The 12,542-nt window shown below is 70.3% G+C and carries 7 protein-coding genes; 5 read left to right on the top strand and 2 right to left on the bottom strand.

Annotated elements, in window-relative coordinates; genetic code table 11:
- The first annotated feature begins 27 nt into the window (after positions 1-27).
- The 4 genes from ACZ6SA_RS19020 to ACZ6SA_RS19005 all read left to right on the top strand — a co-directional run bounded on the left by ACZ6SA_RS19020 (position 28) and on the right by ACZ6SA_RS19005 (position 4,148).
- Positions 28-999 (top strand): LacI family DNA-binding transcriptional regulator, encoded by a 972-nt coding sequence (locus ACZ6SA_RS19020; protein WP_347647943.1) that lies wholly within the window; start codon positions 28-30, stop codon positions 997-999.
- Between the two features lie 10 nt (positions 1,000-1,009).
- Positions 1,010-2,230: a serine/threonine-protein kinase gene (locus ACZ6SA_RS19015; protein WP_465829238.1), complete on the top strand. Its 1,221-nt coding sequence runs from the start codon at positions 1,010-1,012 to the stop codon at positions 2,228-2,230.
- Positions 2,231-2,562: 332 nt separating this feature from the next.
- Positions 2,563-3,630: a lytic polysaccharide monooxygenase auxiliary activity family 9 protein gene (locus ACZ6SA_RS19010; protein ID WP_347647945.1), complete on the top strand. Its 1,068-nt coding sequence runs from the start codon at positions 2,563-2,565 to the stop codon at positions 3,628-3,630.
- The gene (locus ACZ6SA_RS19005) at positions 3,627-4,148 is read left to right on the top strand and encodes a hypothetical protein (protein ID WP_347647946.1); all 522 of its coding nucleotides are present in this window, start codon (positions 3,627-3,629) and stop codon (positions 4,146-4,148) included. Before ACZ6SA_RS19010 ends, ACZ6SA_RS19005 begins: the two co-directional genes overlap by 4 nt.
- A 147-nt stretch (positions 4,149-4,295) precedes the next feature.
- Here ACZ6SA_RS19005 and ACZ6SA_RS19000 read toward each other — a convergent pair whose 3' ends face one another.
- Positions 4,296-6,854 (bottom strand): glycoside hydrolase family 9 protein, encoded by a 2,559-nt coding sequence (locus ACZ6SA_RS19000; RefSeq protein WP_465829525.1) that lies wholly within the window; start codon positions 6,852-6,854, stop codon positions 4,296-4,298.
- Complete coding sequence (locus ACZ6SA_RS18995; RefSeq protein ID WP_465829235.1) at positions 6,797-9,694, bottom strand: glycoside hydrolase family 48 protein; 2,898 nt, start codon at positions 9,692-9,694, stop codon at positions 6,797-6,799. Before ACZ6SA_RS18995 ends, ACZ6SA_RS19000 begins: the two co-directional genes overlap by 58 nt.
- Positions 9,695-10,052: 358 nt before the next feature.
- Here ACZ6SA_RS18995 and ACZ6SA_RS18990 point away from each other — a divergent pair, with 358 nt between their 5' ends.
- Entirely contained in the window at positions 10,053-12,368 is a 2,316-nt protein-coding gene (locus ACZ6SA_RS18990) for a glycoside hydrolase family 6 protein (protein ID WP_465829523.1), read from the top strand.
- Positions 12,369-12,542 lie beyond the last annotated feature (174 nt).

Raw genomic sequence — 12,542 nt, 5'->3', positions numbered from 1 at the left:
TCCCAGGATCTTTCCGCGAGGTGCTCCATGACCGAGCAGCCCACACTGGCACAGGTGGCGGCCGCTGCAGGGGTTTCCCCCGCGACCGCATCACGAGTCCTCACCGGCTCGGTGCGGGTCAGCACTTCGACCCGCCGCCAAGTCTACGACGCCGTCTCCCGAATGGGCTACGTACGGCAACGCGCACCACGGGGAACGGCCGCCAAAACCATGGCCGACGGTGTCACAGCGGTGATCTGTGACCACCTTCCCCGGCTTTTCTCCGAACCCTACTACGCCAGGCTCCTGTCCGCGGCCGGCAGCGTGATCGCCGAACACGGCACCCATCTCATGGTGACCACCGTCACCCCCACGTCGTCCACGCTGCCCGCCCTGTCCGGCGCGGTGCTCATCGTGGGCGCGAGAGAGCGCCACCCCCTGGCGATCAAGTTGTCCACCGCGGGCATCCCGGTGCGCAACATCGGCCGCCCGCCCCACGACCTCAAACTCCCCTACGTCGACGTCGACAACATCGACGGCGGCCGACAGGCGGCGGAGCACTTCCTGCTGACCGGCCGCCGCAACGTCGCCGCCATCGGCGGGCCGCCCTCATTACCTGCCGCGCGCGACCGATTAGACGGCCTGGTGCGCACCCTGCAGGCGGCGGGCGCACCCGACGTGCCCGTGGCCTACGGCGACTTCACCGCCGCCTCCGGCACCCACGCCATGCAGTGGTTGTTACGCCACGCCCCGGGCCTCGACGCCGTCTTCGTGGCCTCCGACCTGATGGCGGCGGGCGCGATCCAGGCGCTGCGCAGGGCCGGGCGCAAGGTGCCGACCGACGTGGCGGTGATCGGATTCGACGACGCCCCTGTCGCCAGGCACACCGTCCCCACGCTGACCACCGTCCGCCAGCCCGTCGAGGAGCTCGCCACGGTCGCCACCCGGCTGCTCCTGACGGGCGCCGCGGGCATCGACCCCGTTCTCCCCACGGAACTGGTCGTCCGTGAGTCGGCTTGAGCCTGGGGATGTGCTGGCCCGCCGGTATCTGCTGCTGGATCCGCTGGCCCGCGGGGGCATGTCGGTCATCTGGCGCGCCTTCGACCAGTCCCTGCACCGGATGGTCGCGGTCAAGGTGCTCACCTCGTCGCTCCACGCCGACCACGGCGAGCGCGTCAGCGTACGGAGCGAGGCACGCGCCGCGGCCAGGTTCATCCACCCCGACTCCATCGAGATCTACGACTACGGCGAGACCGTCACCACGGGCGGGGGCGTCGCGGCGTTCGTGGTGATGCCGCTGCTCGACGGCACGCCGCTGGCCGAGCGCGTCGAGCAGGGCCCGCTGCCGTGGACCGAGGCCGCCGCGATCGCGCTGCGGCTGGCCAGGGTGCTGATGGCCGGGCACGCCCGCGGCCTGGTCCACAGGGACGTCACGGCCGAGAACGTGCTGCTCACCGCCGACGGCCCGAAGCTGCTCGACTTCGGCATCGCGGCCTGGGCGGGCGACCCCGACGACGCCCGCGGGACCCCTCCCTACGTCGCCCCCGAGCGGCTGCACGGCGCGCCCACCCATCCCGCGGTCGACGTGTACGCCCTGGGCGTGCTGCTGCACACCATGCTCACCGGGCGCACCCCCTACCCGGAGACGACGTGGGAGGAGATCGAGGCGGCCAGGAGGACGGCGCCGCCTCCCCGGGTGCCCGGCGTGCCCTACGCCGTCGCCACGCTGTGCCAGCGCTGCCTCGCGCACCGGCCGGAGGAGCGGCCGGGCGCGGCGGAGATCGTCTCCGCGCTGACCGGCGCGCTGGGCGCGGCCACCCTGGGCCGGCACGTCAGGCGCGCGCTCACGGTCGCGGGCTCCGCGACGATCGCGCTGTCGATCCTGCTCTGGTTCCAGCAGTCGGAGCTCCACATGCCGGAACAGGCGGCGCAGCCGCGGCCGTCCCCCGCGTCGCCGCTGGTCGAGAGCTCGCCGTCCGCGGCGATCACCGTCGAGCAGGCGGTGGCCGGCTTCAGGACCACGCTCGAGGACAGGACGCCGTGCGGCGCGACGGACGCCGACGTCGTGCTCGACCTCAACCAGGTGCTGAACGGCCTCGTCGCGCCGCACGGCCCCGCGGCGTCGAGCGGGACCGAGCGCCTGCGCGGCAAGCTCTCCGACCGCCTGCGGGAGGGCCGGCTGGCGCCGGCCTGCCTGAGCGAGCTGGAGGCCCGGCTCGACGACATCGAGGCCGCACTCGGCCCGAACTGACGGCGTTGATGAGGGGTACGGCAGCACCAGCCGTACCCCTCCAACGCGCGGCCGCACCCCTCGCAAAGCACGGCCGCGCGAGCTCGTTGGCATGTGCCCCCGTCCTGTCTGGTGACGAAGTGTACTGGGAGCGCTCCCAATATGGCAGCCTCCCGGCGGCACCGATGTGCGGCAAGCACCCGGGCGGCGGCGACCAGCGGAACCATGACCAAGATCGGTTGAAAGTTTCACGGCGCGTTGTCGGATCGGCCGGACCCGTGATTCAATGCGCTGGCCGGGCGGGCTGGTCATGGGCAGGTCTTCCTCTGTCGTCAGCGCAAGGGAATTCCCCCATGAAGTTCTTCAAGTCGGCGGCGATCACCGCCGTCATGGTCCTGATCACGAGTGTCCTGATGGTGCCCTCACCGGCACAGGCCCACGGCGTGACGATGTTCCCCGGCAGCCGCACGTTCCTGTGCTGGCAGGACGGCCTCCGGGACAACGGCCAGATTCAGCCCTACAACCCCGCCTGCGCCGACGCGGTCGCGCAGAGCGGCACGACCCCTCTGTACAACTGGTTCGCCGTGCTGCGCTCCGACGGCGCGGGCCGGACCTCCGGATTCATCCCCGACGGGCAGATCTGCAGCGGAGGCACCGGCGGGCCCTACGACTTCTCGGCCTACAACGCGGTCCGCGACGACTGGCCGCTCACCCACTTGACCGCGGGCGCCAACATCCAGATGCGGCACAGCAACTGGGCCGAGCACCCGGGCGACTTCGACTACTACATCACCAAGAACGGCTGGAACCCCAACGGCCCGCTCAAGTGGTCCGACCTCGAGCCGTTCGGCACCGTCACCGACCCGCCCAAGAACGGCGGCCCCGGCGGGCTCGGCTACTACTACTGGAACGCCCAGCTCCCGTCCGGCAAGAGCGGGCGGCACATCATCTTCACCCACTGGATCCGCTCGGACAGCAACGAGAACTTCTACAGCTGCTCCGACGTCGTCTTCGACGGCGGCAACGGCGAAGTGACCGGAGTCGGCCCCGGCGGCGGCACGGACCCCGACCCCGACCCCACGGTCACGCCGACCGACCCGCCGCCCGGCGACAGCGGCTGCACCGCGACGTGGAAGGCCACCGACAACGGCTGGGCCGGCCACTTCCAGGGTGAGGTGACCGTGCGCAACACGGGCGACAGCGCGCTGAACGGCTGGACGGTCTCCTGGACCTACAGCGGCGGCCAGGCCTTCGACGGCTCGCCGTGGAACGGCGTCCTGTCCGGGCAACCGCCCAACGTGACCGTCAAGAACGCCTCCTACAACGGCCAGCTCGCGCCGAACGCGACCACCTCGTTCGGCTTCAACGCGACCGGCTCCATCCCCAACCCAGCACCCACCCTGAGCTGCACCAGCTCGTGATCAGAACGCGTCGCGGGCTTGTCGCGGCGAGCGTCACCCTGGCCGGCCTGACCCTGGCCGGGGTGATGTTCTTCGCGGGCAGGCAGCCCTCCGCCCAGCTGAACGAGGAGCTCGCCGCCCAGGTGACCATGATCCTGGAACGGGCGTCGACCGGCGAGCACCATGCACACGGCCACACCTTCGAGTCGGACGTCGTGTGCGCCGTGGAGCCGTTCGGGACCGAACCGGCCGGCGCGTCCTCCCTCGTCGAGGTGAAGTGGGTCTACGCCCGTCACCTGTGTGCCATCACCGGCGAGAGCAGCGAATGGCCGGTCTCCGTGCGCGCCTCGGGGCCCATCGCCGTACGCCTCGGCATCCCGCCCCTCGTCAAGGTGCCCGAGGCGGGCGCGGGTTATCCGGAGCGGGTCAGGCGGCTCATCCCCCCGCGCTACCACGAGGAGGCGTTCGCGGACTTCTCGGACGACTCCGCCATCGAGGCGGCCAAGCAGCGCTTCGCGCAGGCCACCACAGCCAGATGAACCGGTGAAGGACACGAACGGACGCGGCGCCGACTGGAGGTATCGGGCCGCGTCCGTCCCATCCGGGCGGGATGTGTCACAAGGCAGGAGTGTTGCTTCGCCTCACCTCCTCATACGCAGCCGGGGGCCGACGGGTTCGACCCGGGGTCAGGTGGCGGTGCAGGTGATCGGGTCGGGTGTGGCCGGCGTGCCGTTCGCGATGAAGCCGAACGTGGTGGTGGCGCCGGGGGCGAGCGAGCCGTTCCACGCCTCGTTCGCGACCGTGACGGCGGAGCCGGAGACCGTGTGCCTGCCGCCCCAGAGCTGCGTGATCGAGCTCTGCGACGTCCAGGCGACCGTCCAGCCGCCGATCGCCTCCGTGCCGCCGTTGCGCACCGTCACCTCTGCCTGGTACGCGCCGCCCCACGCGTTCGTCACCTCGAACTCCGCCGCGCACCCGTCAGCGGGCGCGGGCGTGTCGGAGGTGGTGAACGTCGTGGCGTCCGACGGCGGCGAGGTGTTGCCCGCCGCGTCCCTGGCCACCACGTGGGCGGTGTATGCGGTGGAAGGGGTGAGCCCGGTCAGGTCGTAGGACGTGGTCGTGGCCGTGCCTACCTTGGTGGACCCCAGGTAGACGTCATAGCCGGCCACTCCCACGTTGTCCGTGGAGGACGTCCAGCCGAGCCTGGCGCTCGAACCCGTGATCGCGGAGACCGCGGGCGTGCCGGGCTTGCTGGGCGCAGTGTCGTCCTCCACGTCCGGACCCGGGGGCTCACCCCAGATCTTGGAGTCGCCGCTGTAGAGGGCGATGCGTTCGGTTCTCTCCGGCGTCGTGCCGGGCGTGGTGGGGATGCCCTGGTACGACCAGTCGTTGGCCGGGTCCCACGTGCCCGCGCTGGAGATCCTGAACTGCACCTCCCTGCGGTGCTGCGACTGTCCTGCCGGGGCGATGTCCTCGCCCGAGCAGTCGATGCGCACGTAGTACGTGGTGCCGCCCGTGGGGTGAAGCGTGGGCGCCGCGCACTGCGTGTAGGCCGACGACACGCTGATTTGCGAGGCCGTCGTCGAGCCGTCGAGGGTGAAGTAGTAGCGGAACGAGCCGTCGGACAGCACCCTGGCGGGCCAGGCCGACTGGTTACGGACGATGGCCTTGATCTCCGTGAAGGTCGAGCCCGACGCGTTCACGCCGGCCTCGACGAAGATCTCGGGCCCGTCCGGGGTCTCCTCCTGCGGGAAGTTCGCCGCGGGAGCGCCCCCGTACTCCCGGTAGAGCCGGGCCAGCGCGCTGGTGAAACCGGCGTTGTAGTCGGTGGCGACCTCGTTCATGACGTAGTCGTCCCGCTCGTCGGTGTAGGCGTCGTTCGGGTCGGGCGGGCCGCCGACGAGCGCCCCGTACAGCGTGTGGCGGGTCTGCTCGGGGTTGGTGATCTGGTCGGTCCACGAGCCGTGCGCCGTGCGGTGGTGCGGGTTCCGCGGGGGGTTGTCTCCGAAGCCGATCACGTACGAGGAGTCCCGCGGGTTGTCGCCGAGGGCGTAGTCGATCTGGCTGACCGCGAAGTCGTGGTAGCGGGCCTTGCGGGTCGCGTCCGTGATCGAGTCGCTGTGCACGAGCGCCGCGAACGCCGTGTTGGCCGCGTACCTCAGCGAGCCCCACCGGTCGAGCACGGCCTGGCCGCCGGGCGAGTAGGCCACCTTCGACCCGTTGACGCCGACCGTCCACCAGTCGAGCCAGCGGTTGGCGTCGTCGAGGTAGCGCTGCTTGCCGGTGAGCTTGTGCAGCAGCACGTACGCGCCGTAGGACTTGTCGTCCCAGGCGATCGTCCACTTGTACGACTTGGTGCTGGTCTGCGGCTCGTTGCCGAGGTTGTCGTAGCCGGCCTCGGCCTTGGCCAGGTAGGAGGCGTCGTCCGTGGCCCGGTAGAGCCAGATCGCGCCCCACACCAGCTCGTCGTTGTAGCCGCTCCAGGAGTTGTAGTAGCTGGAGGCGTCGGTGATGCACTCGGTGTACTTCTTCCTGACCGTGTCGGCGAAGGAGTACAGCTGTTCGGCGTGCGTCACCAGCGTGTCGGCATATTCCGGATTTGTCGGGCGGAAGACGATCGAGGAGGCCGCCATCGCCGCCGCCGTCTCCCCCGCCAGATCCGACCCGCCGCACGAAGCATCGATCTTGTACGCCGGCCGCTCCATCCCCATCGCCTCGGCCGGACCCCACCACGCGTGGTCCGTGCCGCCGTTGCCGACCTGCCCGTAGAGCACGTTCGGCGACGGGTGGGCCTTGATGAAGTAGTCGTTGACGAACGTGAGGTTGTTCAGCAGGTGGGAGAGCTGGCCGGAGTCCGCGTAGGCGTCGCGGTACTCGACCGCGCCCCAGGCCAGCATGGTGGCGGAGAACGCCATCGGGAAGCCGAACTTGACGTGGTCACCCGCGTCGTACCAGCCGCCCGTGAGATCCGTCCCCACGTCGTCGCCGTCGTCCACGGCCGAGTCACCGCGCCAGGAGACGCGGTTCCAGTCGGGCAGCTCGCCCGACTGCTGGGCCTCGTAGAACCACAGGGACTTCTGCAGCGCCTCGCCGTAGGCGAAGGCGGGCTCGGCGGCACGGGCCGCCGGCCCCACCCCTGTCACCAGGGGCAGGACCAGCGACACCGCCGCTATCAGAGTCGTCCTCCTCACGGGAAGAGCCGCCCGTACTCGGCGAGCGCGACGGCGACGTCCACCTGCGCCCAGAACCGGTGGTAGTTGAAGACCGGCGCCTCCCCGCCGTTCAGGAAGGCCTCGACCTTCGGCCAGTCGGGGTCGTCCTCGTAGAAGGACCTGATCGACAGGAACGTGGAGTCCTCGTTGATCGGGTCGCCGTTGGGCATCTCGCCGCTCCAGCCCGGCGGCACGTACACCGGGTCGGTGACGCGGCGGTAGTCGGCCTTGGTCTCCGGAACGGACACGCCCGCCTCGTCGCGGTTCGCCCAGACGCCGTCGAGCAGCGCCTTGGCCGTGTCACGCGCCTCGGCGTGGTTCGCCCTGGCCGCGTAGTACATCAGCACCTTGGCGTACGAACCGGCGACGCCCACGTCCTGCGTGTGGTCCAGGACGGTCACGTGCAGGTCCGGGTTGGCCTGCGGCATGCCGGACGTGGCGGAGAAGTCACCCGCGGGCGCGCCGCTCCACCGCAGCGTCGACGGGATCTCGTAGCTGCCGTCGGCGCTGACCGTGGTGTTGTCGAGCGCCCACTCCACCCACTTGTCGAGCAGCGCCTTGGCGTCGGCGTTGCCGGTGACGTTGTAGAGCTCGGCCACCCGCTCCATCGTCCACGCCTGGAAGCCGAACCACTGGTTCGACGGCGGGTCGTGGTAGACCGGCTGCCAATCGTAGGTCATGCCGTGGAACTTCGGCAGGTCGCTCGGCCGGGTGCCGTAGTGGCCCTCCCAGCTGTTGGTCGCGCCGCCGGCGATGGCGCCCTCGTCCGACTGCAGCCAGGTGTAGAACTGCAGCTGGCGGGTCAGGCTGGTGCTCCAGTCGGAGGAGCCGGTCGCGCTCTTCGGCTTGAGCTCGGCCACGTTGGCCAGCGCCCAGGCCGCGAACGGGTTCTGGTAGCCGGCGTGGTTGTGGCTGGAGCCGATGCGCCAGGCCCATCCCGCGCTGGAGTCGGTCGCGCCGCCCCAGGCGTAATACCAGTTCAGCAGGTACGCGGCGGAGTTCTTGCCGGAGCCCGCCGGGCACGAGGGACTGCCGCAGCCGGGCTGCTTGAAGTACTTGTCGTACATCGCGTAGCGCAGGTAGTCGCCCATTTTGGCGGCCTTGGCCACCGTCGCGGAGATCTCCGACTCCTTGTCCTGCTCCTTGGCCCAGGTCAGCGCCCAGTACGCCGCCTGCACGGCCCGCGCGTCGGCGTCGGGGGCGTTGGTGTACTTCCACTGCTTGGCGTAGGCGCTGTCCTCGATGAACAGGTCCAGGTAGCCGTTCGGCCCGCCGTGCTCGAACGTGTCGCAGGACGGCTGCGGGATCGTCTCGAAGACCGACTCCTCCGGGCCGCGCTGGTAGGTGTTGATGTAGGCGGGCCTGGTCGTGCCGTCGCCGCAGCGGCCGAAGCCGTAGGTGTTGTCGACGTCGAGCAGCCAGTGCATGCCGTAGATGTCGCGGGTGCCGTACGCGCTCTGCAGCTCGTTGGCCAGCGGGTCGGTGCCCACGGTGACGCCGGTCTCCATCGCGGTCGGGTAGTTGCTGATCTCCAGGTGCTCGGCCGCGTACGTGGCCGGCTTGGACGGGTCGTAGAAGGAGTTCGTCGGCTGGTCCTCCGTGGACGGGATGATGTACGTCTCCAGCGAGGTCCACGCGTCGTTGAACTTCGACCAGTCGCCGGTGACCTGCCCGTAGACCGCCTCGAGCCACAGGTAGTAGCTGTAGGCCTCGGACGTGGTCTCGTGCCCGTGGTCCGGCGCCTCGACCATGAACGTCTCGATCGAGTGGTACGGCACCCCTTCAGGAGAGAAGTAGCCGTTGTCCGGGTCGTGGAGCTCGTTGTAGAGCTCGACGAAGCGCTGGACGTACTCGTTGCCGCCGCCGACGTCGTCGTCCGCCTCGTTGGCGGTGACGTCGACGGGGTCGTAGCCGGTGGCGCTGACCCGGAAGACCGCTGAGCCGCTCGTCGTGTCGGAGTCGTCGGCCGCGGCCAGCGTGACGTTCTGCTCGGTGTTCCAGTTCGACGGCGTGAACGTCCTGGTGGCGCCGCTGGAGACGGTGAGGTCGGCGTCGCCGCTCGCGCGGGCGACGGAGACGCTCACGTTGGACGAGGGCGCCTGCGACAGTTTCACGCCGAAGCTCGCGGTGCCGCCCTCGGGCACGGACAGGCTGGTGGGGCTGACGACGAGGGCGGGCCCGGTGTTCTGCGAGACCGTGATCCCGACGGGCGACGAGGTCGTGGTCGCGCCGCCGTTGTCGGTGGCCCTGGCGGTGATCGAATAGCTGCCGGCCGCCACGCCGGTCCAGTTGTAGGCGTACGGCGCCGAGGTGTCGGTGCCGAGCAGGGTGGAGCCCTGGTAGAAGTCGACCTTCGAGATCGTGCCGTCGGAGTCGGCCGCGTTGGCCGCGATGGCCACGCTCGCCGGGGCGGTGTAGGTCTGGCCGGCCGAGGGGGAGGTCAGCGACACGGTGGGCGCCGCGTTGGAGCCCTCGCCGCCGCAGGTGGTGCCGTTGACGGTGAACGACGTCGGGTCGGGGTTGCTGCCCGTCCAGGTGCCGTTGAAGCCGACGGAGACGGAGGCCCCGCCGGCCACGCTGCCGTTCCACGGCATGTTGGTGCCGGTGACGCGGGTGCCGGACTGGCTCCATTGGGCGCCCCACCCGCTCGGGGTGTACTTCTGGCCCGTGGTCGGATAGTCGAACGCCAGCGTCCACGAGCTGAGCGCGTCGCCGGTGTTCTTCAACGTGATGTTCGCGGTGAAACCGCCCTGGCCAGGGCTGCTCGTCCACTGGTTGGCCGTGTAGGTGACGTCACAGGCCACGGCCGCCTGGGCGGGTGCGGCGGCCACGGCCGCGGTCGCGCTCGCCACGAGGACGAGGGTCGTGGCCACGGCCAGTCGCCTCGATAAGCGCGTCAGGATGAGAGGGGGTCTGTACTTCACGGGGTCTCCATGGGAGTAGGGGGTGTGGGAGCGCTCCCACGATGGATTGTGGATGCACCCCCGCGTATGTCAACGGAATGGCTTCCGGGTAACCCCCGTGTTTCCTCTCACCAGGCTGCCCGGGATGAAAGTTTCATCCTCATTCCATGGTATTCGGCGAGCATGCGGGGCGGCAATGAGGCCGGCGGAAGCGGCCCTCTGTACACGGCTGCGAGTCCGGCTCACCATGGGAGCGCTCCCAGCCACCTAGCACTGGAGATGATCGCTCGTGAGACTCCAACGCGGCCTCCGCAAATGGGCCGTGACCATGACCGCCGTGAGCGTCGCGGCCTTAGGTCTCGTCGTCGGCCAGAGCACGGCCGCGAGCGCCGCGGTCGCCTGCGACGTGACCTACTCCGCCAATTCGTGGACGAGCAGCCCAGGTCAGGGCGGTTTCACCGCGAACATCACGTTGAAGAACACCGGCGACGCGCTCAGCTCGTGGACGCTGGCGTTCGACTATCCGACCACGGGCCAGAAGTACACCCCGAGCGGGTGGGGCGCCCAATGGAGCCAGTCCGGCGCCCGCGTCACCGGCACCAACATGTCCTACAACGGCAACCTGGCCGGCGGCGCCTCCGTCTCCGTCGGCTTCAACGGCACCTGGACGGGCAGCAACCCCGACCCGACGTCGTTCACCGTCAACGGCACCACCTGCGGCGGCACGACCCCGACCAACCCGTCGGTGGTCACCTCGTCCAGCGCGGTCGCCGTGAACGAGGGCGGCACGGCCACGTTCACGGCCCGGCTCTCCGCGGCCCCCAGCTCCAACGTGACCGTCACCACCACCCGCACCAACGGTGACGCCGACCTGAGCGTGAGCTCGGGCGGCTCGCTGACCTTCACCCCGTCCAACTGGAACACGCCGCAGACCGTGACCCTGGCCGCGGCCCAGGACAGCGACACCACGGCGGGCACGGCCTCCTTCAGCGTCACCGGCACCGGCGTCACCGGCGCCACGGTCACCGCGACCGAGGTCGACGACGACGCCACCACGGAGCAGTCGATCATCGTCTCGCCGACGTCGGTGACCGTACCCGAGGGCTCCACCGGCACGTACACGGTGCGCCTGGCCGAGCAGCCCTCGTCGAGCGTGACCGTCACCTCCACCGCGGGCAGCGGCGACGCCGACCTGACCGTCTCCTCCGGCGCCAGCCGCACGTTCACCACCTCGAACTGGAACACCCCGCAGACCGTGACCCTGGCCGCGGCCCAGGACTCCGACACCGCCAACGGCACCCGCACCTTCACCGTCGCCTCCACCGGCCTGACCTCGAGGACGGTCACCGCCACCGAGGCCGACGACGACGGCGGCAACGAGCCCGGCCCGCACGTCGAGAACCCGTACTCCGGGGCCACCGGCTACGTGAACCCCAACTGGTCGGCCAAGGCCGCGGCCGAGCCCGGCGGATCCGCGGTGGCCGACATCTCGACCGCCGTGTGGATGGACAGGATCGCCGCGATCGGCGGCTCCGACAGCGCCATGAGCCTGCGCGAGCACCTCGACGAGGCCGTCAGCCAGGACGCCGCCAACGGCTCCGCGCCGCTGACCATCCAGGTCGTCATCTACAACCTGCCCAACCGCGACTGCTCGGCGCTGGCCTCCAACGGCGAGCTGCGCATCTCGGAGGACGGGTTCAACCGCTACAAGAACGAGTACATCAACCCGATCGCCGACATCCTCGACGACCCGCAGTACGCCAACCTGCGCATCGTCACGATCATCGAGCCCGACTCGCTGCCGAACCTGGTCACCAACATCGACAGCTTCGAGGACTGCCGCGAGGCGAACGGAGCCGGCGGCTACCGCGACGGCGTCCGCTACGCGCTCGACCAGCTGCACGCCATCTCGAACGTCTACACCTACGTCGACGCCGCCCACCACGCCTGGCTGGGCTGGGACTCGAACTTCCAGCCCGCGGTCGACCTGTTCCACGAGACCGTCGCGGGCACCGAGGCCGGCGTGGACAGCGTGGACGGCTTCATCGTCAACACCGCCAACTACTCGATCACCACGGAGCCCCACTTCACCATCAACACGAACGTGAACGGCACCTCCGTCCGCCAGTCGGACTGGGTGGACTGGAACTACTACATCGACGAGCTCACCTTCGCCCGTGCCCTGCGCGACGCGCTGATCGCCAAGGGCTTCAGGAGCGGGCTCGGCATGCTGATCGACACCTCGCGCAACGGCTGGGGCGGCTCCGACCGCCCGAGCGGCCCGAGCTCCTCGACCGACGTCAACCAGTTCGTCGAGGAGTCGCGGGTCGACCGGCGCATCCACGCCGGCAACTGGTGCAACCAGAGCGGCGCCGGCATGGGCGAGCGGCCGACCGCCAGCCCGGCGAGCGGTCTGGACGCCTACGTCTGGGTCAAGCCTCCTGGCGAGTCCGACGGCTCCAGCGAGGAGATCGACAACGACGAGGGCAAGCGGTTCGACCGGATGTGCGACCCGACCTACCGCGGCAACGACCTCAACGGCAACAACCTGACGGGCGCGCTGGCGGACGCGCCGATCTCGGGTCAGTGGTTCTCGGCGCAGTTCCGCGAACTGCTGGCCAACGCCTACCCGCCGATCAACTGATGCCTGGCAGGCCGGTGGGACCCGCCTGACCCGGATCCCTCCGCCCGCCTGACGGGGCCCGGGGGGGGGGGGGGGGGGGGGGGGGGCGGCCCCGGGCCGGACCCCCGCCCCCCGCCCCCCCCCCCCACACCCACCAACCACCACCCCACACCCCACAACCCCACCCCCCCCCCC

Source organism: Nonomuraea sp. NPDC049378 (assembly GCF_055586745.1).
Note: the sequence above shows the minus strand (reverse complement) of the source record. Positions and strands in the feature narration are given on the sequence as shown.

Bases quoted from the DNA above. Each gene is read 5' to 3' on its own strand.
- ACZ6SA_RS19020 (WP_347647943.1), top strand. From the start codon at position 28: ATGACCGAGCAGCCCACACTGGCACAGGTGGCGGCCGCTGCAGGGGTT.
- ACZ6SA_RS19010 (WP_347647945.1), top strand. From the start codon at position 2,563: ATGAAGTTCTTCAAGTCGGCGGCGATCACCGCCGTCATGGTCCTGATC.
- ACZ6SA_RS18990 (WP_465829523.1), top strand. From the start codon at position 10,053: ATGACCGCCGTGAGCGTCGCGGCCTTAGGTCTCGTCGTCGGCCAGAGC.